Raw genomic sequence first — 23,575 nt, forward strand, 5'->3', positions numbered from 1 at the left:
GAAGCCTTGCTTAACCTGCCATCAAACTATTTGCTGACTGGCGCCCATTATGAAGCTGACAGTATGTGTGTGAAGCGATAATAATTGGACACTCTTATCAATATTTTTGAAGGCACTCGCCATGTGGTCCGAATACTCCCTGGACGTGGTCGACGCCGTGGCGCGCCATGGCAGCTTCAGCGCCGCCGCCCAGGAATTGCACCGTGTGCCGTCCGCTATCAGCTATACCGTGCGTCAGCTTGAGGAATGGTTGGCAGTGCCGTTGTTTGTGCGCCGACACCGCGACGTAGAGCTGACGCCCGCAGGTCGGCTGTTTATCGACGAAGCCCGTAGCGTGATGAAAAAAATGCTCGGCACGCGGCGTTTGTGCCAGCAAGTGGCGAATGGCTGGAGTGGCCAGTTGAAGGTCGCGGTGGATTCCATCGTCAAACCTCAGCGTTGTCGGCAACTGGTGCTGGATTTCTATCGACAGTTTCCCGAGGTGGAATTGCTGCTGGAGTACGAGGTGTACAACGGTGTATGGGATGCCCTGGCAGACGAGCGCACCGATATTGTGATCGGCGCCACCAGCGCGGTGCCGGTGGCCAGTCACTTTACCTTTCGCGATATGGGCTTGTTGAACTGGCTGTGCGTGGTCAGCGCGCGGCACCCACTGGCGAGCATCGACGGGTTGCTGAGTGACGATCAACTGCGCCCTTTCGCGTCACTGTGCATGACCGACACCTCGCGCAACCTGCCCAAGCGCGACACCTGGACCCTGGATAACCAGCGGCGGCTGGTGGTGCCCAATTGGTCCTCGGCCATCGATTGCCTGCGTGACGGCCTGTGTGTCGGCATGGCCCCCGCGCATCAGGTGTTGCCGTGGATCGAACGCGGTGAACTGGTGGCGCTGCAGCTGAGCCGGCCGTTTCCGGCCAGCCCGTCGTGTGTGGCCTGGGCGCAGAGCAAGCTGTCGCCGGCCATGGCGTGGTTGCTGGAGTATTTGGGGGATACCGAGACGATGAACCAGGAGTGGCTGAACGGAAACGATCCCTGACAATCATGGAGATCCCCCTGTGGGAGCGCGCTTGCCCGCGATGGCGGAGTGTCAGTTTGCCAATATTTCGACTGATACACCGCTATCGCGGGCAAGCCCGCTCCCACAGGGTGGACGTCATTTCAATCCAATAGACGGGTGATGGCGCGCACGATCATCTCGACTTCCTTGGCATCCAGGGTCAGCGGTGGCAGCAGGCGAATGACCTTGCCCCGCGTGACGTTGATCAGCAAACCGTGCTCCTGTGCGGCACGCTGGGCCAGGTCACGATAGGGGTTCGCCAGCTCGATACCGATCATCAACCCCTGCCCCCGAATCGCCAGCACCTGCGGGTGCTCACTCAACTCCACCCGCAACCGCGCCAGCAAGCGCTCACCCTGCTGCGCCGCGTTCTGCAGCAAGCCTTGTTCTTCGATGATGTCCAGCACGGTGCACCCGACCCGACACGCCAACGGGTTGCCGCCGAAGGTGCTGCCGTGGCTGCCCGGTGTAAATAACTGAGCCACGGCGGCGCGGGCCAGGCAGGCGCCGATCGGTACACCGTTGCCGAGGCCTTTGGCCAGGGTCATCACGTCCGGGACGATGCCTTCATGCTGGAAGGCAAACCAGGCGCCGGTGCGGCCGATGCCGGTCTGGATTTCGTCGAGCATCATCAGCCAACCGTGGCGCGTGCAGTGATCACGCACGGCTTGCAGATAGCCCGGCGGCGCCGGCAGTACGCCACTTTCGCCTTGGATCGGCTCCAACAGCACCGCCGCGATACGCGTGCCAAATGCTTGTGTGATGGCTTCTATCGCGGCGATATCACCAAAGCACACCTTGAGAAAATCCCCCGGCAAACGCTGGAAGCCCAGGCGCACCGATGGCCCATCGCTCGCGGCCATCGTGCCCAGTGTGCGGCCATGAAAGGCGTTTTCCATCACAACGACCAGCGGCGCTTCGATGCCCTTTTTCCAGCCATGCAGCCGCGCCAGTTTCAGCGCTGTTTCGTTGGCTTCGGCACCGGAATTGTTGAAGAAAGCGCGGTCCAGGCCGGACAGCTGGGCCAGGCGCTGGGCCAGCCGTTGTTGCCAATCGATGCTGTAGAGGTTGGAGGTATGCAACAGCAAACCCGCCTGCTCGCTGATCGCCGTCACCAGCCTGGGGTGCGAATGACCGACATTGGTCACCGCCACGCCGGCCACCGCATCCAGGTATTCGCGACCTTGCTGGTCCCACAGGCGCGTGCCCAGGCCACGGGTAAAACTCAGGGCCAAGGGTTGGTACGTGGTCATCAGGCAGGCGGCAGTCATGGTGCGGGCTCCAGTGCATCGTAGTGATGGGAGCAGTATCGTTAACCACCTGAGCTGGATAAACTGCGCATTCCTGCAATGACTTTAAATCAGGGCTTGATAATGGACCTGTTCCAGGCAATGTCGGTGTACGTGAAAGTGGTCGAGGCCGGCAGCATGACGGCGGCAGCCCAAGCCTGCGGCATGTCCACGACCATGGTCGGCAACCACCTGCGCGCCTTGGAGCAACGATTGGGCGTCAGCCTGCTCAAGCGCACCACGCGCAAGCAAAGCCTCACGGAATTTGGCGGGCAGTATTACCAGCGCTGCCTTGAGGTGCTGGGGCTGGTGGCCGACTCCGAGCAGCTTGCCGAGCAAGCCCACAGCGACATCCCCAAAGGCACCCTGCGGATCACTGCGCCCCCCGTGTTCGGCACCGAACGCCTTACACCGGCCTTGAGCGAATTTTCCCGGCGCTACCCGCAGATCAACCTGTATGTGGTGCTAAGTAATGAGCGGATGGACTTGGTCGACAGCGGCTTCGACGTGGCCATCCGTCTTGGCGAACTGGAAACCTCCAGCCTGATCGCCAGGCCCATGCAGGACTACACCCTCACCCTCTGCGCGTCGCCAGCCTACCTGGCGCGACGCGGCACGCCTTCGAGCCCAGCAGAACTGCAGCAGCACGACTGCCTGGCGTTCGCCTACCCGGCGAATGACAACTGGCGCGATACCGAAAAACTGTGGCGCATGACCGGTGATGGAGGCGAGCTGGAGGTTCCGGTGTCCGGCTCATTGACCATCAACAGCTCGCAAGGCTTGCGCCAGGCGGCCGTAAACGGCATGGGCATCATCATGCTGGCCGATGCCCTGGTGCAACCGGACCTGGAGAGCGGCAAGTTGGTGGCCTTGCTGACCACCTATAAACTGCCCAGCCGCCCCATGCACCTGCTCTACGGCCAGGACCGTTATCGCCTGCCCAAGCTACGCGCCTTTGTGGATTTCGCCATGGAGAAATGGGCGCGCTAGAGACCGTGTGGCAATCGCTACATCGGTGACATCGCCACGAGTCAATGCGCGTAGGACTGTTCTGATAAATTTCCGATGTGCACACAACAAACCTAACCTCCCCCGCGTATTCGACCTTGAGCGTTCTTTCTCCAACTTTGTCTCATACAACCAGTCATACATTTCCCTCCCAGGCAAACAGAGACTTCTCTAGTGTTTCCTGCGTAACCGAAGGAATGCTTCGGTCAGGACGAAATCATCCGACGTATCGGTAAACCATGCCTTGGAGACATTCAATGACAAACTTACTCACCCCCGCTATTTCACCTTCCGCGCTCAGCTTGAACACGTTACAGCGCTCCTCAGCTGATCAACCGAACGACGCCACCCAAGAGACGAATGATCCGGTAATCGCCGCATTTGAGCGCGCAAGAGAAAACACAGGAATAGTCTCGAGCCACCTTCTTCCGTTACAGAAAGTCGCGGCGCAGACCAACTCCATCATCGGCATACGCCCAGTAGAAAACGTCGCAACCGGGTTGATCGAAGCGGGCCATCCCACCAAGGACTTTCATATCAAGGGAAAAAGCGCCAACTGGGGACCGCAAGCCGGACTGATCTGTACTGACCAGGCTTTCAGCAAGCTTGAAAAGTTCAAGGACGATGCCCCCGAAAAAGTGACCAACGCGAATAAGCAAATCCAGGCGTGCATCAGCGACGGGCATGCAGTTGCGACCCCCCTGAAGGTCCCGCGCAGCCGTCTCGACGAATTGATGAAACTCGGCCTGATCAATGAGCTGGCAACGAAAGAGCACGGCGGCACACTGAGTTTCACTGCCCAAGGGCCAAGTCAGCATCTGTACGCCTTCGAAGGTAGACGCACATCGCCTTTAGAAGACAGTTATTTCATTAGCCATCAGGGCAAGCCGGTTGATGTCCTGGCGAAACACGTAGGAAAAGACGCAATTACGGCCGACTATGACCTGCACATGGTGGCGCCCCACATCAGCGACCTGGGCCCCCAGGACAGGCTTCCAGTACCCGATATTGCACACAGTGTTTTCACCACACGTGTCGATCACTACAGACAGCAACAACCAGACCCCAGGGCTTTCCTGGTGCCGGAAGCGTTACGCGCAGACTATGAAAGCGCCGAACATTTCTATCAAAAGGAAAATCCCGATCTGGGCAATGCCACACCGCGAATAGAGCAAATGATCAGACTGATCAATGACCGGCTGGTGACTCCCCCCAGTGAAGAGCGGGTGGTACACCACAATGCAGACTCCGGCAGCTACGTAACAGATGTGAGCGCCAACTATCCGGCGACTTTCTTCTTGCCCACCAAATTGGGGCGTTTCGACGAAATCTGCATCATCAACGACAGCAAAGAAATGGCGGAACTGATCAGAACAGCCAAAGACAGTGGTTATCACGTGCCGCTGAATCCGCTCTGGGAGAGCGAAGTGGTCAGTATCAAGCGCACCGGCTTTACCCATGCACAAGAGCGGCTGGCGTCAGCCTAGCGTCAAGGTTGAACGCCTGGCGCACACAAAAACAGCAGCCTGATAACAGGGTTATCGAGGCTGCTGTCGGGCCCGCATTTATGCCGAGATCAGACCGTTGATCTTCACGGTAGGATTCACGTCAGCGTCGTAGTCCACGCCGTCGATTTCAAAGCCGAACAAACGCAGGAACTCCGCCTTGTAACCGGCGAAATCACTGATCTCGTTGACGTTGTCGTCGGTGACCTGGTTCCACAGCGCCGCCACGGCGTCCTGGACTTTCGGTTCCAGCTCGGCCAGGTCGGCACGCAGGCGGCCGTCGGCGTCGAGTTTAGGCTCGCTGCCGTACAGGCTGTCCTTGAACAGGCCGTAGACCTGCTCGATGCAACCTTCGTGAGTGCCCTGCTCTTTCATCACTTTGAACAGCAGCGACAGGTACAGCGGCATGATCGGGATGGCCGAGCTGGCCTGGGTGACCACCGCCTTGAGCACCGACACACGGGCGTCGCCCTTGAGTGCAGCGAGGTTGTCGCGCAGGGTCAGGACTTTCTTGTCGAGGTCTTTCTTGGCTTCGCCGATGGAGCCGTTCCAGTAGATGTCCTGGGTCAGCTTTTCACCGAGGTAGGTGAACGCGGTGGTCTTGGCGCCTTCGGCGAGGACGTCGGCGTCACGCAGGGCGTCGATCCACAGCTGCCAGTCTTCACCACCCATGACTTTCACGGTGCCGTCGATTTCTTCCTGGGTAGCCGGCTCAAGGGTGGTGTCGACCACAACGCCTTTGTCGGTGTTGATACCGCGCAGGGTCACGGCCTTGCCGATCGGCTTGAGGGTGGAGGTGTGCACCACGCCTTGTGGGTCGGTACGGCGTGGCGCGGCCAGGCTGTAGACGACCAGGTCGATCTTGCCCAGGTCTTTCTTGATGGTTTCGATGGTCAGGCGCTTGATCTCGTCGGAGAACGCGTCGCCGTTGATGCTCTTGGCGTACAGGCCTTTTTCGACGGCAAACTTCTCGAACGCAGCGCTGTTGTACCAGCCGGCGGAGCTCAACTTGCCTTCTTCGCCTTCTTTCTCAAAAAACACGCCCAGGGTGTCGGCACCGCAGCCAAACGCGGCACTGATGCGCGCGGCCAGGCCGTAACCGGTGGAAGCACCGAGGACCAGCACCTTTTTCGGGCCACCTTCGATGACGCCGTGTTGAGTCACGTAGTCGATCTGTTCCTTGACGTTCGCTTCACAGCCAACAGGGTGAGCGGTCACACAGATAAAGCCACGAACCCGCGGTTTGATGATCATAAAATTTCTGCCTCTTCCAAGGTGTCGAAGGCCAGTGGTGGCCACTCAACTTCAATCGTACCGGTCTATGACGTCCGAAAAACCGAAGCGTCACGATAGTCGTAAATCTTCCGTTTACAAAATCCAATCCAATCAACGCATCGAGGGGTTAAAAACCGTGTAAGGCCTTCACAATTTCGCACTATTTAAAACGCCAATCCCGCGCAGAACGCCTTATTATGCGGTAGTTGTTTCAACATGTTTCAAAACCTAACCACTCGCGGCCACGGATCCGGACCTGTCGAATGGCGTCCTGCTGGAGCTGAGTTACATGAATATGCCTGCCTTGCGTAAAAAAGCGGTATCGGTCGCCTGGGTACTCGGCGTGTTGCTGATCATTGATGTGTTCCCCGAGACCACCCTGGTCTTTCTCGGCCTGGTGGTGGTCTGCGGTATCTACGACTTCCTGCGCAATGGCCTGTATGACGCGCCCACGATCAAGAAATACTTTATCGGCAGTGGCCGCAACACCTGGCTGCTGGCGCCGTTCAATACCCTATTCGACCTGGTGAGCTCGCATAACCGCCATGTCTACACGATGCAGGACCTGCCACCCGCCTGGCGAGAAGACCTGCAACGGGTGATCGATGACGCCATGGCCCACAAGGACGAAATCATCGGCTACCTGGACGAACGCATGGCCGAGAAGAAGCGCGGCATGCTGTTTTTCCAGTGGTATGGCCACCCCATCGAGACCACCCTGGACATTCCGCAACTGCGCAAAAAACTCCCGTTCGTGAAAACCATTGGTGTGTCGGTGTTCAATGAGAACCGCTCGACCTCGTTTCACTTCGGCCCCCTGCGCATGATGTTCCGCGTGCTCTACAACATGGCCCCGGCGCCCCATCACGAGGGCGTCTACATCCAGGTGGGCAAGCACAAGCATTACTGGCACGACGACCCGCTGTTCATCTTCGATGACACGTTGATGCATGCGTCTTTCAACAAAAACGATGCCAAGCGTTACTGTCTGTTTATCGATATCGTGCGGCCGACCCCGGTACCCCGGGTTCTTAACGCCGTGATCGCTGGGTTTGCCGGCATGGCCTTTACCCTGCGTCGGGTTTTCTACAAAAACTGGAAGCTGATTCAGTGAGTTCTGCGGCATGATGGTGCTGGACGGTGTTTGCACTCGGCCTTGCGCCTGAGTTAAATAACCGTCTCGTGCGTCCGAATTCGGCGCCCATCATTCTCAAGCCATCGCAGCCCCTCGCGGGTGCGGTGGCTGCGCTTTCAAGGAATCAGAATGCCCCAACGTCAAGTCATCAACGCCTCCGTCAGCCCCAAGGGCAGCCTCGAAACCCTGTCCCAACGTGAAGTGCAGCAACTGAGCGAAGCCGGTACCGGCAGCATCTACACCCTGTTCCGCCAGTGCGCCCTGGCCATTCTCAACACGGGCGCGCATATCGACAACGCCAAGACCATCCTCGACGCTTATAAAGACTTTGAAGTGCGCATCCACCAGCAGGACCGCGGCGTGCGCCTGGAGCTGTTGAACGCCCCCGCCGATGCCTTCGTCGACGGCGAAATGATCGCCAGCACCCGCGAAATGCTCTTCAGCGCCCTGCGTGACATCGTCTACACCGAGAACGAGCTGGACAGCCAGCGTATCGACCTGAGCAATTCCCAGGGCATCACCGACTACGTGTTCCACCTGCTGCGCAACGCTCGTACGCTGCGCCCCGGTGTCGAGCCGAAGATCGTGGTGTGCTGGGGCGGGCACTCGATCAATACCGAAGAATACAAGTACACCAAGAAAGTCGGCCACGAACTGGGGCTGCGCAGCCTGGATGTGTGCACCGGCTGCGGCCCTGGCGTGATGAAAGGCCCGATGAAGGGCGCGACCATTTCCCACGCCAAGCAACGCATTACCGGCGGGCGCTACCTGGGCCTGACCGAGCCGGGCATCATTGCCGCCGAAGCGCCGAACCCGATCGTCAATGAGCTGGTTATCCTGCCGGATATCGAGAAACGCCTGGAAGCCTTCGTGCGCGTCGGCCATGGCATCATCATCTTCCCCGGCGGCGCCGGTACGGCAGAAGAGTTCCTGTACCTGCTGGGCATCCTGATGCACCCGGATAACCGCGACCTGCCGTTCCCGGTCATCCTCACCGGACCGAAACACGCCGCGCCCTACCTGCAACAGCTGCACGCCTTCGTCGGCGCCACCCTGGGTGAAGCAGCGCAAGCGCACTACCAGATCATCATTGATGACCCGGCCGAAGTGGCGCGCCAGATGACCGCGGGGCTCAAGGCGGTGAAGCAGTTCCGCCGCGAGCGCAACGACGCCTTCCACTTCAACTGGCTGCTGAAGATCGACGAAGGCTTCCAGCGCCCGTTCGACCCGACCCACGAGAACATGGCCAGCCTGCAGTTGAGCCACGCACTGCCGCCGCACGAACTGGCCGCCAACCTGCGCCGTGCGTTCTCGGGGATCGTGGCGGGTAACGTGAAGGACAAGGGCATTCGCCTGATCGAGCAGAACGGCCCGTATGAAATCCACGGTGACCCGGCCATCATGAAACCGCTGGACGAACTGCTACAGGCCTTCGTCGCTCAGCACCGCATGAAGTTGCCGGGCGGCGCGGCCTATGTGCCGTGCTACCGCGTGGTTCAATGAATTAGCGCTCAACCGACCCTGCACAGCACGAAGTCTTGCCGACTTTGACTGCGATCACGTCGCCGGCGGGCTCGACAATGGCGTGCAGGGAAGGCGGATAATGGGGTGGCGGTTGGTCATGGTTTGTATCGCTTTAAACCCGGTGGAAGGGGGGCGAGCAAGGACAGTTGGGACTAGTGTTTTACCTGTTCCAACTCACCCACACCCAATGAGCGACCTATGGACCAACGGATATTGTGCTCTGTCATTCCTTACCCCAGGGTAAGGAATATCACGATGGAGCACTTCACTATGGCAACCGCCACCCTGACCTCGAAAGGTCAAATCACCATTCCAGTCCAAGTCAGGACTGCCCTCGGCCTGGAAACAGGAGACCGGGTTGAATTTGTCGAAATGGAAAACGGACAGTTTTCCATCATTGCCGCGAGCAAGACGGTTCAGGACCTCAAGGGGCTGATCCGCAAACCTGCCAAGGCCGTCTCCATCGAACAGATGAACCAGGCCATCGCAGCGCAGGGAGCAAACGCCGGATGATCGGGCTGGATACCAATGTGCTGGTACGCTACGTCACCCAGGATGATCCCGTTCGCCGCCGGTTGCGAGTACACGGCCACCTTCGACCTCAACGCGATCAAGACAACGGGCATGAAGCGGCTGGCCTGAACCACAGCGTTGCGACAGCGAGCGGGCTTTGGTAAAAAGCGGCTTATCACCTTGATCGAGAGAAAGACTACGTGCGCACGTTTCTACTCGCAGCGCTGGCCATCGCCCCCACCCTCGCCCAGGCAGACACCATCGCCTGGCCCGACCTGCCGGAAACCTGCTTTGTCAGTGGTCGCTCTGCCACCAGCACGGACGTCGACGCTGGCTGTGCGGCGTTCCTGATCAATGTAAAAGGCAAGGCCGCCGGCACGCCGATCAAGCTGGATATTCCGCAGTACGCCCTGCACATCGACGAAACCACCGGCAAGGAAACCCCGGTGATCCTCATCCAGGCGGAGGAGAACGGCGAGGTCAAGGCAGTGGGCTACAGGGAACTGGGCACCGATCAGCTCGGTGCCGCGCTGCTGCGGGAGGTTCGACTCCTGGGCACCCAGAAGCCGATTTAGCCGAGACTCAGCGAACCCAACCGCCACCCTGCCAGTGGTACCCATCATTACGCTGCACCCAATGCGGATGCACATAGCGATAGCCCTCGCGCACCGGCTCCCAATGGCCGTGCACCGCGACATAGCGCCCGCCTTCCCAGCGCCAGTAACCGCGTGACCATATGTAGCCGTAGCGCACCGGTGGCTCGACTTCGATCACCTGCACCGGCGGCGGTTGCGGCGCGACGACTTCTACATACTCCCGTTGCACCGGCCTGCGCTCATGCACGACGCGCTCTTGCACACACCCGGATGCCGCGACGACCATGGCCGCCAATGCTGCATAACGTAGCCACATACAAACCCCTCGGGCGCTGACGCCCACCACTTACACTGCAAAAAATGCCCCCTTGTTGCAGCCGCTCTCCTGATCGGCCATGGATCTTTTTTAACAGGTAATGTCTGTCGGGTTGCTGAACCTGAGGGCGTTGCACTCAGGAGCGCAGATGAAAGGCACCGTCAGCATTGGCCCACTCAAGCGGGCCCGAAACGCTCCAGCACCGCCTCCACAAACCGTCGCAACTTGGCAGTGCGCTGGCGATTTGCGGTGTAGAGCAAATGCATCGGCCGGCTCGGGGCCTCGAAGTTCGCCAGCACTTGCACCAACTCGCCCCTCAACAGCGCCGGGCGCAGGAAGTCTTCGGGCCCCAGGACAATACCGAAGCCCTCCAGCGCAGCCGACATCAACGCCCTGCTTTCGTTGATTTGCAGTCGGCTGGCAACCTGCACGCGGTAAGGTGTCGGGCCTTGGTAAAGCACCCATTCACGATCTGCCGGGCGCGACCAGAAGGCGTAGCCCAGGCATTCGTGATGCATAAGGTCGGCCGGCACCTGCGGCGTACCACGCGCCGCCAGGTACGCAGGCGAGGCGCAGACGACCAAGCGATAAGGTGCCAGAGGCCGAGCCGTCAGGCTGTTAGTAGCCAAGGGACCGATGCGAAATGCCGCTTCATAGCCCTCGTCCACCAGGTCGACGAAACGATCTGTCAGGTGCAGGTCGATTTCCACCTCGGGGTTATCACGCAGAAATTCGGTAATCAATGGCATCAGGCTGTAGGAACCGAAGGTCACCGGGGCAGTAATTTTCAGCTTGCCACGCGGGGTGTCATTCATGATCTGCGCCAGGGAATCGGCGGCCTCGGCCTCCGTCAGGATGTGTTTGCAGCGCTCGTAGTACGCGCTACCCAACTCCGTCAGGCTTTGGCGACGCGTGGTGCGGTTGAGCAAGCGCGCGCCGAGGCGTTGCTCCAACGCACTGACATGCTTAGCCACCATCTGCGGTGACAGGTTCAAACGCTCGGCGGCGCGGGCGTAGGAGCCCAGTTCAGCGGCCATCACGAAGGCACTCATGCTGGATAGACGGTCCATCATTCCCAACTCCCAGTAATAACAGCCACGCCAGAGCGATCATTTATCGCCAAACAGTTGCCAATCATCATAGCGACTCCCCCCTTTCAACAGGAGCAAGGCGATGAAGATCGGTGTTATTGGAGCAGGTTTTATCGGGCGCGCCGTGGCCCAACTGGCACTGGCGGCCGGGCATGAGGTGATGTTGAGCAACTCCCGCGGCCCACACACCATGAGCAGCGTGGTCAGCGGCATACTCGGCGTGCAAGTGGGCAGCGCCGAAGACGCCGCCAAATTCGGCGACGTGGTGCTCGTGGCAATCCCCTTGGAACATTACCGCAGCGTCCCGGCGCAATGGCTTGAGGGCAAGACCGTGATGGACGCCAATAATTACTACCCGGACCGCGACGGGCATATCCCGGCCCTGGATCGCTTTGAAACCACCACCAGCCGACTGCTTGCCGAGCATTTGCCCCATTCGCACGTGGTGAAAGTATTCAATGCAATCTTCGCCCCCGACCTGACGCAGGACGCCCGCCCACATGGCGCACCCGAGCGTCGAGCATTACCGGTGGCCGCGGACGACACGGCAGCGAAGGCACAGGTCATCACGTTACTCGACGAACTGGGTTTCGACGCCGTGGACGCCGGAGGCCTGGATGAAAGCTGGCGGCTGGAACGGGGCAAGCCTGCGTATTGCGTCCCGCTGGACCAAGCGGGTTTGAAGGCAGCGCTGGCGGCCGCCGAGCGTACGGTTGAACTGCCGCCTGTCGAGCGCTCCCGTATTTAAAAACACAAAAAAACCGCTGACCGTTACCGGTTCAGCGGTTTTTTCGTGACCGGTGAGATCCTGATCTCAGAACCTCGCCAGCGCCTTACAACGCCAGGTCAGATGCCGGCTTGCTCGGCTCAGCCGCAGGCTTGGCAGCCTCAGGCGCCTTCACAGCGGCCTTTTGCGGAATCACAGGCGGTGTTGGCAGTTGCAGGATATTGGCGGTGTAGGCCCATTCCTTGGCAACGGCCTCAGGGCTGTCGTTCAGCTTGGTGCCGTAGCTCGGTACGATCTGGTGCAGCTTGGACTGCCACTCAGGGGTCGCTACCTTGTCCTTGAACACTTTCTGCAGCACGGTCAGCATGATCGGAGCCGCGGTGGACGCGCCTGGCGATGCACCCAACAGGCCGGCGATGGTGTTGTCGGCGGAGCTGACCACTTCGGTGCCGAGTTTCAGGACGCCGCCCTGCTCTTCGTCACGCTTGATGATCTGCACGCGCTGACCGGCCTGCCACAGGCGCCAGTCGGATTGCTTGGCGTTCGGGAAGTACTCTTGCAGCGCCTTGAAGCGGTCGTCATCCGACAGCATCAGTTGGCCGGCGAGGTACTCGACCAGTGGGTATTCACGAATACCGACTTTGGTCATTGGCCAGATGTTGTGGGTGGTGGTGCTGGTCAGCAAGTCCAGGTACGAGCCTTCTTTCAGGAACTTGGTCGAGAAGGTCGCGAATGGGCCAAACAGAATAACGCGCTTGCCATCCAGTACGCGGGTGTCCAGGTGCGGAACCGACATCGGAGGCGCGCCAACCGACGCCTTACCGTAGGCCTTGGCCAGGTGCTGCTCGGCGACGGTTGGGTTATCGGTCACCAGGAACGAGCCGCCCACAGGGAAGCCTGCGTATTCCTTGGCTTCAGGAATGCCCGACTTTTGCAGCAAGTGCAGTGCACCGCCACCGGCGCCGATGAACACGAACTTGGCATCGGTTTCAGTCTTGGTGCCGTCTTTGAGGTTTTTGTAGCTGACACGCCACGAACCGTCGGCGTTCTTGGTGATGTCCTGCACTTCGCTCGACAGTTTCAGGTCGAACTTAGGGGTGGTTTGCAGGTGAGCGACGAACTGGCGGGTGATCTCGCCGAAGTTCATGTCGGTCCCCAGCGGGCTCCAGGTGGCCGCGATTTTCTGGTTCGGGTCACGCCCTTCCATCATCAGCGGAACCCACTTGGCGATCTGCGCCGGGTCTTCGGAGTACTGCATGCCGGCGAACAGCGGGCTCGCTTGCAGGGCTTCGTAGCGTTTTTTCAGGAACTTGATGTTGTCATCGCCCCACACAAAGCTCATGTGCGGTGTGGAGTTGATGAACGAACGCGGGTTCTTCAGCACGCCCTGCTGGACCTGCCAGGACCAGAACTGACGGGAGATCTGGAACGCTTCGTTGATCTCGACCGCTTTCGGGATCTCAACGTTGCCGTTCTTGTCTTCCGGGGTGTAGTTCAGCTCAGCCAGGGCCGAGTGACCGGTACCGGCGTTGTTCCAGCCGTTGGAGCTTTCTTCGGCCACGCCATCGAGGCGCTCGACCATTTCCATCGACCAGCTCGGTTCCAGCTCATTGAGCCATACACCCAGGGTCGCACTCATGATGCCGCCGCCGATCAGCAGCACATCGACTTTCTTTGCCTCTTCCGCTTGAACGGACGTAATCCCCAGCGACAAAGCCAGCCCCAGCAGGGCAGTGTTTACTTTTTTAAACATCAGTAGCACCTATGATAAAACGCCATCCGCCCCACCGCCCCTGACTCTCAAGGCCGCAGGGTGAGCACACAAGGCCGATGTATCGACCTCACTTTTATGTCCCTTCTGCGCTGACTTCTTATCATTATTGGCTTCAGCTACCTGGGCGACAGCCAACCGCCGGGACGTATACGGATGTACGTACCAGAGAACGACCAGACCAAGATGGCGCGCAGAATATCACGGCCAGCGCCGGATATGGGCTCGCCGGTCGAATGGCGCCACTACTTCGCCATTTTTTTAAGATCCGTCTCATGTGCCTCACAACCGCCGCAATGCACCATGGATTGGCTCACTCAAGCGTGAGCAGACAACCATCCATCTCTCTAAAGGGGCATTGCAATGCTGAACAAACTGAGCCAACTCACCCTCGCCTGCGGCGCTTGCTGGCTGCTGGCCGGCACCGCACACGCGGCCGATGGGCAGATCGAGTTCACCGGTTCCGTCACCGATAACGCCTGCACCATCACCACGGGCGACGTGAATAAATCCGTGACCCTGGACGCGGTACGCATCGCCGACTTCGCGCCCACCGTGGGTTCCACCGCCAAGCCCAAAGCGTTCTCCATCAGCCTGGACAACTGCAGCACCGCGACCCGCAAGAACGCCGCCATTACCTTCAGCGGTCAGCAGGACGCCACCGATTCGACCCTGCTCGGCCTGACCGGTGAAAACCAGGTGCGCGGTATCGCGATCCAGATCGCCGACGCCCGTAACGGTAACAAGCTGCCACTGAACACGCCGACCGCCGACTACGACCTGCGTGCGCAGTCCAACACCTTCGACTTTACCGCCGCCTACGTGCGCACCGTCGCCGACACGACCACCGGCGAAGGCGATACCGCCAAGACCACGTCCGGTATCGGCACCGGTCAGGTGCACGCCCTGGCCAGCTTCGACGTTACCTACAAGTAATTGCTCGTCAATACCGTGGGCCGTCCGCCGTCCCACGGACTTCCAAAGGTCACTCATCATGCGTTTTAAAGTGTACTTTTTGCTGGCCCTGTTCCCGCTCTGGCACAGCGCGGCAGCCAACGCCGCCGTCACGGTCGGCGCCACGCGGCTGATCTACGACGGCGCTTCCAGCGAAGCCAACCTCACGGTCAGCAATCGCGAAGACACCTCGCCCTACCTGGTGCAGTCCTGGGTCAGCCGCTTTGGCGGCGGCAATGAAGAAAGCGTCGACAGCTTTATCGTCACCCCGCCGCTGTTCCGACTGGATGCCAACAAGGAAAACATCCTGCGCGTCATTTTCACCGGCGGCACCGATGTGCCCCAAGACCGCGAAAGCCTGTTCCTGATGAACGTCAAGGCAATCCCGGCCATGAGCGACGACCAGAAAGGCAAGAACGTACTGCAGATTGCCCTCAAGACCACCATCAAGCTGTTCTACCGCCCGGCCGGCGTCAAAGGCTCGCTCAAGGACGCGGTGGCCCAGGTGGGCTGGACGTCCAAGGCGGGGGCATTGCATTTCAATAACGGCTCCAAGCTTCACGTGGTGGTCAGCGAACTCACGCTCAACGGCCTGCCGATCACCCAGGCGCCGGATGTGCTGCGCCCCGGGGAACAGCGCGAACTACCGATCCAGGCCAAGGCTGGCGATGAAGTGTCGCTCAGCTATATCGACGACTACGGCAGCATCGTGACCGCCCCTCTTATCCGCATTCACTGATACACGCGCACGCCCCCACCAGGAACGCCCATGCCCCGTTCATTCCGATTCACGCGCCGTCGCGCCGTGAAGGCTTTCGGCTGCCCGCTCGCGGCGGCCGTGGCCTTGCACTTGGCCCCCGCACACGCCGGCTACGAGTTCGATGCGTCGTTCCTCGAGATCGGCGGCGGGCAGAGTTCGGCGGCGGTAAAACAACAAGTCAGCGCCATGAGCGAAGGCCAGTTGCCGGGTATTTATCGGGTGGATGTGCGGGTCAACCAGCACGCGGTCGAGCAACGCGATGTGCATTTCGTACGCGCCACCGGCACCGCGGACCGCTCGGCCACCGGGCTGTTTCCGTGCCTGGATGTCGAGTTTTTCCGCGCCCAGGGAGTGGCCGACACCGCCCTGCACAACAGAAGCGACGCCGACACCACCTGCATTGCCTTCGACCAGGGCCTGGCCGGGGTGGTCTACGACTACGACTTCAACCACCAATTGCTGTCGATCGAGATTCCCCAAGCGTACCTGGGCAGCATTCCGTTTGAGGTGCGCCGTCGACAGTGGAGCGACGGTGAGAACGTGGCGTTCACCAACTACAGCTTCAGCGGCAGCACGGCAGAGTCCGACAGCGGCCGCCGCCAGAACCAGTTCGGCAGCCTGCGCAGCGGCATCAATGCCGGGGCCTGGCGCCTGCGCAATTTCTCGACCTGGCAGAAAGGCACGGGCGACGCCGGGCGCTGGGAGTCGATGGAAACCTACGCCCAGCGGGACATGGGCAACATGATGGCGATTGCCACGCTGGGCGACGCCACCACCGAAGGCGACCTGTTCGACGCGATTCCCTATCGCGGCCTGGGCATCGCCTCGGACCTGGACATGCTGCCCGACCAATCCCGTGAATTCGCGCCGGTGGTTCGCGGCATCGCCAATGGCCGCTCGCGGGTGATCATCCGCCAGCGCGGCTACGTGATCCATGAGCAATGGGTGCCCTCAGGGCCATTTGCCTTGACCGATCTTTATCCCACCGCCAGCAACGGCGACATCGAGGTCACGGTGGAAGGCCCGGACGGCCAGCGCCAGGTCTACACCCAGTCGTTTTCGTCGGTGCCCTACATGCTGCGCGAGGGGCAACAGAGCTACTCCGTCTTCGCCGGCCAATACCGCCCGGCGCAGTCAGCGTTTGTGCAAGAGACCCCGACCTTCATCCAGGCCTCGCTACGCCGAGGCTTGAGCGGCAGTACCACGCTGTTCGGCGCCAGCCTGCTCAGTGATCAATACAACGCCGGCCTGCTGGGTTTCGCCCACGATTTCGCCGGCTTCGGCGCGATTTCAGTGGACGTGACCCACGCCCGCAGCGACGCCATGGGCCATGAAAAAACCAGCGCCAGCGGCCAGTCGTTCCGCTTTCGCTATTCCAAATCCCTGGCGGCCACCGACACCAATTTCAGCCTGATCGGCTACCGCTACTCCACCGGCGGCTACTACTCGTTCAACGAGGCGCTCAACAGCCGCAACGCCGGGCAAACCCTGGACACGTACCGCAGCGGCCATATGAAAAGCAACTTCACCGCCAACGTGTCCCAACAACTGGGCGGCTACGGCGGGGTGTACGCCAACGTGTCGAAAACCGCGTATTGGGACAAGGGCCAGGCCGACACCTCGATCCAGTTGGGTTACAGCGTGAGTTCCGGGAGCATTTCCTACTCCCTCGGGCTGGGCCTGAACAAAGGCGCCGACAGTCACGATCGCAGCCTGTCCCTGAGCATCAGCATGCCCCTGGGCGGTACGCGCAACCAGCGGGTCACCGCCAACATGAACCAGAGCGCGCGCGGCGCGGCGTCACGCACCGCGACCCTCAGCGGCAACGCATTTGAAGACGACACCCTGGCCTACAGCGCGGGTGTGTCACAGCAAGTCAACGGCGCCCAACGCCAGGCGGGCGGCACGTTCGCCGCCCAGTACGACGCGCCGAGCGCGATTGTGCGCGGCGCCTACAACGAGTCCACCGGCAACCGCCAACTGGACCTGGGCGTGGAAGGTTCGGTGGTGGCGTACGGCAGCAACCTGATGTTCAGCCAGCCGCTGGGCGAAACCAATGTGATCGTCGCCACGCCGGGGGCCGCCGACGTGGCGGTCACCAACAAGCGCGGGGTGCGCACCAATGCCAATGGCTACACGGTGGTGCCGTCCGCCCTGCCCTATCGCAAGAACCGTGTGTCGCTGGACACCCAGTCGATGTCCACCGACGTCGACATCGCCGAACCGGTGCAGGACGTCACGCCCAATCGCGGCGCCTTCGTGCTGGCGGACTTCGACACCCGGCGCGGCAAACGCATTCTGTTCCGCATCCGCGACACCCAAGGCGAAGCCGCGCCCTTTGCCGCCCGCGCCGAACTCTTCGCGGCAGACGGCCGTTCGCTGGGCAACACCCTGGTGGCGGACAAGGGCCGCGCGTTCCTGACCGGCGTGCCGCCCGAGGCACGCCTGTTGATCAGCGTGGACGGGCAACCGTGGTGCAGCCGCGAATTGAAACTGCAAGACGACGGTCCTGCCGAGGGTGGGATTACTCAATTGAACATTCAATGTGAGCGCGCGGCCGGTGAGCCGGGCGCCAAGGATTCGTGATCATGAACATACGCAAGCGCATGACGCTGGCGCTGTGGGCCGGCGTGCTTTGCTGCCTGTCGTTCCAGGCGCAGGCGCTGATCGGCGGCAACGTCGAGTGCGGAACGCCGGGCTACCCGACCTATGGCTACCGTTTCCAGCCGGGCGAAGCGATCAATATCGAGTACAGCGGCACATGCACGATTCGCCGTGCCTTTCCCTATGCCGCAGGCGTGAACACCAGCATCACCTACGGAACCGGCTACAACCATGCCGCCCTGCAGTTTGTAGACCCCTCCAGCTGGACCGTTATGCCGCTACTGGATATTGGCCAATTCAGTGGTATCTGCCTGGGGGGTACGTGCCAGCGATTGCCCATCAACACGGTGGTGCGCTACCGCTACAACCTGGTGGGCACCGCGCCCAGAACCACCGGCACGCGCAATGTGCAGGTACGCATTGGCGTGACCTCCCTTAACTACCTGGCATGGGCCGAGTGGTTCCTGGATATGCCTTTTATGTACACCGTCTACACGCCGGCGTGCACGCTGAGCTCGCCCAGTGCCGTCAACCTGCACTTCGGCACTATCAGCAACGCCGACCTCAGCAGCCAAGTGCAATCCACCACGGTGTCGGTCACGTGTGCGACCGCCGTGCAAGCCACGGCCACCCTGAGGCCGAGCCAGGCAGTGGTCAGCGCCACCACCGGGGTATCGCGCACCACGCTGGCCGGCCTGAACATGCAGGCGATCTGGACCGACTCCTACAACCCGGTGGACTTCAGCGGCGTGCGCAACCTGCAACTGAAGACCGGCAGCAACAACGTCAATCTCAGTTTCAAACCGCAACCGGTCGCCGGCCAGTCGCCCACCGGGGCCTTCCAGAGCCAATACACCCTGACTATCGATTACCGCTGAGGCCCTTGCCATGAAAACTTCGCTGTTCGCTCTGGCGCTGCTCAGCGCCACCGCCCAGGCCGCCGACACGGTCAATATCACCGTCAGCGGCACCCTCACCCGCCCACCCTGTGTGCTGAACACCGGCACCACTCTCACCGCTGCGTTCGGCAATGTGCGCACCGACCAAGTGGCGGCCACCGAAACCGTCGCGTTGCCAGTACGCATGACGTGCCCGGCAGGTTCATCGCTGAACGTCAGCTTCACCGCCAACAACGGCACCTACACCGCCACCGTGGCCAAGACCACCGCCGACAACCTCGGCGTCTCGTTGCTGTGGGCGGACGACACGGCGGCGAGCCTCAACGGCACCACCAAGACGTACAGCAACCTCAGCGGCACCGTGGATATCAGCCTCAAGGCCAAGCTGGTGGAGCGCGGCACGCTAGTGCCTGGCGCATTTACCTCGTCGATGGTCATGACCCTCAATTACCTATGAAAGCGCTCACCTGGATACTGCTGGCGGTGGCCGGCACCGCCCTCGCGCAATCGGCGGATGACGCGCAGATCGACGTCACCGGCAAGCTGATCGCGCCCCCTTGCTCAGCGCGTTTTCCCAGTACGCAACAGGTGGACCTGGGCAACGTGAACCTCAACCAGTTGGCCGACGCCAGTGCCGGCGTCACCGACGTGCCGCTGGTGTTCGATTGCCAGCCCAACAGCCAAGTCAGCCTAACCCTCACGGCGGGCGTGGGCAGCGTTGACAGCCACACCCTGCTCACCAGCCGCCCGGCCCTGGGCTTGCAGCTTGGCTTGTTGAATAAAGGCGTGAAGGCTGATTTCAGCCTGGGGGAAACCGGCACCTGGCCGGTAACCGACGGACCGCTGGAACTGACCCTGCGCGTCAAGCCCGTGTCCGTGGGTGAACTGCCCGCCGCGGGCAGCTACAGCGCAATGCTGTTGATGCAAATCACCTACCGCTGACTACTGGAACTGCCGCGCCTCGATGCAATAGGTCAGCAACGCCTGGTCACTGTCCACGTCCAGCTTGCGCATGGCGGAGATTTTCTGCGCGCTGACGGTCTTGTTGCTGCGGCTCAGTTGCCGCGCGATATCGCTGACGCTCATGCCCGTCACAAATAAACGCAGCACCTCCATTTCCCGCGGCGACAGGCTCTGGAAGCGCTCCTGCACCTGGTACGCATTGCCCACCACCGACGTCGCCGCAGGCATAGGCGCCTGGTAATTGCGCTGGGCACTGATGGCGCCCAGGGCTTTTTCGATTTCGTCGTGCAGGTGGTTTTTCTGGATCACGCCGGCCACGCCCAGTTCCTGCAAGCGGGTAAGAATCAGGCTGTTGGAAATCATGGTCAGCACCAGCACCTGGGTGTCGGGAAAGTGGCGCAGGATGTACTCGATCAGTTTCAGGCCATCGCCGTAGGTGTCATCACCCGGCATGTTGAAATCCGTGATCAGCACTTGCGGCCGATGCGCGCGCAACAGCTCGATCAACTGGCTGGAACTGACGGCCTCGCCCACCAGGCGATAACGTGAATCGCGCTGCACAATCTCGCGCACGCCCACCAGTACGATCGGGTGGTCGTCGGCGATCACAACGTTCATGTCTCGCATTATTCAGCTTCCTTGTTCTGGGCAGAAAGTTCTGCAAGCAAGCACTGCGCCACCGCCGTCAGCCGCGCGCACAACCCGCGGATCTGCGTGGCGGCGTGATTATCGAGAGGGGCTTCGTACAGCGCGTTTTCCCATGCCTGACACGCACCGGATAAAACCCCGGCGCGCACACTGGCCAGCGCACCGTTGAGGCTGTGCAGGCGCTGGCGCACCCGCTCGGAATCGCCGACGGCCAGGCCCTGCTCGATGTGCTGCACGTCCGCCAGCAAGGTGTCGCCCATCAATTGGCGCATGGCCGGGGACAACTCGATCCAGCCGTCGCGGTCGCGGTCTGACGGGGGCACCGTCAAGGCATTTGCGCGGCGACAGTGCGCCATCAAGGCCTGGCGCAGCATGCTCATGCTCAACGGTTTGACCACCCAGGCGTTCATGCCCACCGCCAAGCAACGCTCGCCCTCCTCGCGCAGGGCGTTGGCGGTGACGCCGATAATCGGCACCTGCACGCCCTGTTCACGCAGGGCGCGGGCCAAGTCGTAGCCGTTGAGGCGCGGCATGTTGATGTCGGTGATCACCAGGTCGAACGGCTGCGAGCCCCAGATTTGCAGGGCGTGTTCACCGTCGCGCGCCACGGTGGCTTGGGCGCCGAGGGCTTCGAGCTGTTCCTGCAGCACGGCTTGGCTGACCGGGTTGTCTTCGGCCACCAGCACCCGTACGTTCAAGCACGGCGCGTCAAGACACGGCGATGCAAACTCAGGGCTGGCCACTGAAGGGGCGCTGTCAACAATCGGCAAGGTGATGAACAGCGAAAAGCTGCTGCCCAGCCCAGGCTCACTGACCACGCGCATGCTACCGCCCATCAGCTCGCTCAGGCGCGAGCAGATCGACAAGCCCAGGCCTGCGCCGTTGCCATCCTGGCCGTTGGCCACTTGGTAGAACGGCTTGAATAACTGGTCCAGGGCCTTTTCCGGAATGCCCACACCGGTGTCGGTGACCTGCCATTGCAGGGCGACTTCATCCGCGAGCAGCGCCTGTACGGTCAACCGCAAACGCACGCGCCCCGACTCAGTGAACTTGATCGCATTGCCCAGCAGGTTGTGCAGGATCTGCCGGATACGCCCCGCGTCGCCGAGCAATTGGCAGGGCACTTGGGGGTCGATCTCCGCATCAATCTGCAAGCCCTTGTTGCGCGCCGTGGCGGTAAAGCCCAGCACCGCCTCCTCGACCAATTGCTGCGGGTTGAAGGGCGCCGCCTCCACGGCCATTTGCCCGGACTCGATCTTCGACACGTCCAGAATATTGCTGATCAGTTGGAACAGCACGGTGGAAGAGCCCTGGATGATTTCCAGGTACTGGCGCTGGCGCTCGCTCATGGCGGTCAGGGCCATCAGTTCCAGGTTGCCGAGCACGCCATACAGCGGTGTGCGGATTTCGTGACTCATGGTGGCCAGGAACACGGTCTTGGCTTCGTTGGCGGCGGTGGCTTCCTGACGCGCCTGGTCGAGCAGCAGAGCTTCGTCCACATGCCGGGTGATGTCGTTGCAGCCGCACAGAAACACGTCTTCGCCCTCGTAGCGCGCGGCAACCACCACCACCTGCAGGTAGCGCCCCTGTAAGGCCAGGCACATCTCGCCGGGGGTGTCCGGGCCGTTATTGGCGCGGAGTACGTCCACCAACGGCGCGGTGCCGCCCAGCTGCAGGGCACGCTGGTTTTCCAGCAGCAATTGGCAGTCGCTGCGCCGCACCACGCACAGGCCGGCCGGGGCGTTGTGCAACATGATGCGGTTGAACGCTTCGCTCTCGAACAGACGCTCTTGGGCACGCTGGGCCGGGCTGACGATACGGGTCTTGTACCAATGGTTGATCCACCAGCCCAGCAGCACCGCCGCCAGAAATGTAAGACCCAGGCCCAGCAGCGGCCATTTGGCGTAGCGCAGGAAATCCTGGTAGCTGATGGCGTACAAGCCGGTCCAGTGCTCGCCGCCCTCACTGATCATCTTGAAGCGCAGACCCTGGCTGTTAAAGCTCAGCCCAAGCGGCGCCAAGTGTTCATCGCCAAGGCTGCCGAGCAATACATCGCCCTGAGGCGAGATCAGCGTGAACTGGTTGTAGACCGACAGTTGCAGCACCCGCTCGAACTCATCGACCTGAGACGTATCGACAACCGCCGCTAACGTCAGCAGGCCCTGAGGTTGGTTGGCCGGCAATACGGCGGCGGGCGCATCGAGGCCGATCATCGCGACGAGGCTGCGGGTGTTTGGATACAGCTGCAAGGGTGCGCGCATCCAGCGCACGCGCCTGTCAGTGAGCAACAGGTTTTGGCTCTGCTGCAACTGGTGCAAACGGCTCACCACGTCGCGGTAGCGCTCGCGCAACAACGGCTGATGCTGGCGCAGGCCGCCGATGCCAGGGACGGCCAGGCTGGCGACGTCATTGGGGGTAAACACGAACAGCTGCGGTGAGGCGTAGAACGAGCTGGCCCAATAGCCGCCGTAGTAGTCGGTCAATTGCACACCAAACGCCAGCGCGCGGCGCGTGTCATCCGCCGTGAAATCCGCACCGTAAGACAACGTGAACGGCAACGACAGCGCGAAGCCCTTGGCCTGCACCACGACCTGCCCGGCGTCGTGCTGCAATTGCACGACCTGGGTGGATTGCACCACCGGCAGTGGCGGCGCATTGCTGCGGCTATAGCCGACCGCAACGTTGCGCAGGAACGCCTCATGCTCATGGATGATTTCCACCACGCGGGCGAAGTGAAACTCGACTTTTTCCTGTTCGGCATCGAGCAACCGCGACACCGCCCAGTAGCAACTGCTGGACAGCAACAAGGCGAGCCCGGTGAGCAACAACAGGGCTTTGTTCAGGCGCTGGGAACTTTGCGCGAGTTTATCCAGGCGCAAGCTTGCATGTTTCATCGTCAGTACCGCAGAAGCCTGAATCAGGACGTGGAGCCTATGCGTG

21 protein-coding genes are annotated in these 23,575 nt (G+C 61.1%); 14 read left to right on the plus strand and 7 right to left on the minus strand.

Annotation, left to right across the window (positions count from 1 at the left end; all coding sequences use genetic code 11):
- The first annotated feature begins 121 nt into the window (after positions 1-121).
- Positions 122-1,036, plus strand: coding sequence for a DNA-binding transcriptional activator PunR (gene punR / locus BM403_RS26535; RefSeq protein WP_093545945.1), 915 nt, complete (start codon positions 122-124; stop codon positions 1,034-1,036).
- A gap of 122 nt (positions 1,037-1,158) precedes the next feature.
- On the opposite strand, the gene BM403_RS26540 is transcribed toward punR, so the two are convergent.
- Entirely contained in the window at positions 1,159-2,328 is a 1,170-nt protein-coding gene (locus BM403_RS26540; RefSeq protein ID WP_093545948.1) for an aspartate aminotransferase family protein, read from the minus strand.
- Between the two features lie 102 nt (positions 2,329-2,430).
- Between BM403_RS26540 and BM403_RS26545 the strand changes: the two genes are divergently transcribed.
- Positions 2,431-3,336 (plus strand): LysR family transcriptional regulator, encoded by a 906-nt coding sequence (locus tag BM403_RS26545; RefSeq protein ID WP_012722910.1) that lies wholly within the window; start codon positions 2,431-2,433, stop codon positions 3,334-3,336.
- 275 nt (positions 3,337-3,611) lie between these two features.
- Positions 3,612-4,841, plus strand: a complete 1,230-nt coding sequence (locus BM403_RS26550) for a CyaA/EF/ExoY family adenylyl cyclase toxin (protein ID WP_256577224.1) — start codon at positions 3,612-3,614, stop codon at positions 4,839-4,841.
- 78 nt (positions 4,842-4,919) lie between these two features.
- Here the strand turns inward: BM403_RS26550 and fabV are convergent, their stop codons facing one another.
- A complete protein-coding gene (gene fabV / locus BM403_RS26555; RefSeq protein WP_012722908.1) occupies positions 4,920-6,113 on the minus strand; it encodes an enoyl-ACP reductase FabV in 1,194 nt (397 codons plus the stop codon).
- Positions 6,114-6,423: 310 nt separating this feature from the next.
- Between fabV and BM403_RS26560 the strand changes: the two genes are divergently transcribed.
- From BM403_RS26560 to BM403_RS26575, 4 genes are all read left to right on the plus strand, one after another.
- On the plus strand, positions 6,424-7,248 hold the full coding sequence (locus BM403_RS26560; RefSeq protein WP_012722907.1) for an aspartyl/asparaginyl beta-hydroxylase domain-containing protein: 825 nt from the start codon (positions 6,424-6,426) through the stop codon (positions 7,246-7,248).
- Positions 7,249-7,398: 150 nt separating this feature from the next.
- Positions 7,399-8,772 (plus strand): nucleotide 5'-monophosphate nucleosidase PpnN, encoded by a 1,374-nt coding sequence (gene ppnN / locus BM403_RS26565; protein WP_025856956.1) that lies wholly within the window; start codon positions 7,399-7,401, stop codon positions 8,770-8,772.
- 276 nt (positions 8,773-9,048) lie between these two features.
- Positions 9,049-9,306, plus strand: a complete 258-nt coding sequence (locus BM403_RS26570) for an AbrB/MazE/SpoVT family DNA-binding domain-containing protein (RefSeq protein ID WP_043204978.1) — start codon at positions 9,049-9,051, stop codon at positions 9,304-9,306.
- A 200-nt stretch (positions 9,307-9,506) separates the two neighbouring features.
- Positions 9,507-9,881, plus strand: coding sequence for a hypothetical protein (locus tag BM403_RS26575; RefSeq protein ID WP_046035083.1), 375 nt, complete (start codon positions 9,507-9,509; stop codon positions 9,879-9,881).
- Positions 9,882-9,888: 7 nt separating this feature from the next.
- On the opposite strand, the gene BM403_RS26580 is transcribed toward BM403_RS26575, so the two are convergent.
- Together BM403_RS26580 and BM403_RS26585 are read right to left on the minus strand one after the other, a co-directional pair.
- Positions 9,889-10,218 (minus strand): YXWGXW repeat-containing protein, encoded by a 330-nt coding sequence (locus tag BM403_RS26580; RefSeq protein ID WP_043204977.1) that lies wholly within the window; start codon positions 10,216-10,218, stop codon positions 9,889-9,891.
- Positions 10,219-10,394: 176 nt separating this feature from the next.
- Positions 10,395-11,291 carry a LysR family transcriptional regulator gene (locus BM403_RS26585; protein ID WP_012722902.1) on the minus strand — a complete coding sequence of 299 codons (897 nt, stop codon included), beginning with the start codon at positions 11,289-11,291 and terminating at the stop codon, positions 10,395-10,397.
- Between the two features lie 100 nt (positions 11,292-11,391).
- On the opposite strand from BM403_RS26585, the gene BM403_RS26590 reads away from it, so the two are divergent.
- A complete protein-coding gene (locus BM403_RS26590; RefSeq protein WP_093545954.1) occupies positions 11,392-12,057 on the plus strand; it encodes an NADPH-dependent F420 reductase in 666 nt (221 codons plus the stop codon).
- 85 nt (positions 12,058-12,142) lie between these two features.
- Here the strand turns inward: BM403_RS26590 and mqo are convergent, their stop codons facing one another.
- Complete coding sequence (mqo, locus tag BM403_RS26595) at positions 12,143-13,789, minus strand: malate dehydrogenase (quinone) (RefSeq protein WP_012722900.1); 1,647 nt, start codon at positions 13,787-13,789, stop codon at positions 12,143-12,145.
- Positions 13,790-14,170: 381 nt separating this feature from the next.
- Between mqo and BM403_RS26600 the strand changes: the two genes are divergently transcribed.
- The 6 genes from BM403_RS26600 to BM403_RS26625 are packed head-to-tail and all read left to right on the plus strand — an operon-like array spanning position 14,171 to position 19,966.
- On the plus strand, positions 14,171-14,743 hold the full coding sequence (locus BM403_RS26600) for a fimbrial protein (protein WP_046035085.1): 573 nt from the start codon (positions 14,171-14,173) through the stop codon (positions 14,741-14,743).
- A gap of 58 nt (positions 14,744-14,801) precedes the next feature.
- Positions 14,802-15,500, plus strand: coding sequence for a fimbrial biogenesis chaperone (locus BM403_RS26605; protein WP_046035086.1), 699 nt, complete (start codon positions 14,802-14,804; stop codon positions 15,498-15,500).
- A 30-nt stretch (positions 15,501-15,530) separates the two neighbouring features.
- Complete coding sequence (locus tag BM403_RS26610) at positions 15,531-18,107, plus strand: fimbria/pilus outer membrane usher protein (RefSeq protein WP_052958863.1); 2,577 nt, start codon at positions 15,531-15,533, stop codon at positions 18,105-18,107.
- Positions 18,108-18,109: 2 nt separating this feature from the next.
- Positions 18,110-19,003, plus strand: coding sequence for a fimbrial protein (locus BM403_RS26615; RefSeq protein WP_244886029.1), 894 nt, complete (start codon positions 18,110-18,112; stop codon positions 19,001-19,003).
- 10 nt (positions 19,004-19,013) lie between these two features.
- Positions 19,014-19,481 carry a fimbrial protein gene (locus BM403_RS26620; protein ID WP_046035087.1) on the plus strand — a complete coding sequence of 156 codons (468 nt, stop codon included), beginning with the start codon at positions 19,014-19,016 and terminating at the stop codon, positions 19,479-19,481.
- The gene (locus BM403_RS26625) at positions 19,478-19,966 is read left to right on the plus strand and encodes a fimbrial protein (RefSeq protein ID WP_046035088.1); all 489 of its coding nucleotides are present in this window, start codon (positions 19,478-19,480) and stop codon (positions 19,964-19,966) included. Before BM403_RS26620 ends, BM403_RS26625 begins: the two co-directional genes overlap by 4 nt.
- Here the strand turns inward: BM403_RS26625 and BM403_RS26630 are convergent, their stop codons facing one another.
- Both BM403_RS26630 and BM403_RS26635 read right to left on the minus strand, forming a co-directional pair.
- Positions 19,967-20,614, minus strand: coding sequence for a response regulator (locus BM403_RS26630; RefSeq protein ID WP_046035089.1), 648 nt, complete (start codon positions 20,612-20,614; stop codon positions 19,967-19,969). It lies immediately after the preceding gene.
- Positions 20,614-23,529, minus strand: a complete 2,916-nt coding sequence (locus BM403_RS26635) for an ATP-binding protein (protein ID WP_093545957.1) — start codon at positions 23,527-23,529, stop codon at positions 20,614-20,616. The genes BM403_RS26630 and BM403_RS26635 overlap by 1 nt, the downstream gene beginning before the upstream one ends.
- Between the last annotated feature and the right edge of the window lie 46 nt (positions 23,530-23,575).

The sequence above is a fragment of the Pseudomonas sp. OV546 genome, assembly GCF_900116845.1.
Lineage (GTDB): Bacteria > Pseudomonadota > Gammaproteobacteria > Pseudomonadales > Pseudomonadaceae > Aquipseudomonas > Aquipseudomonas petroselini.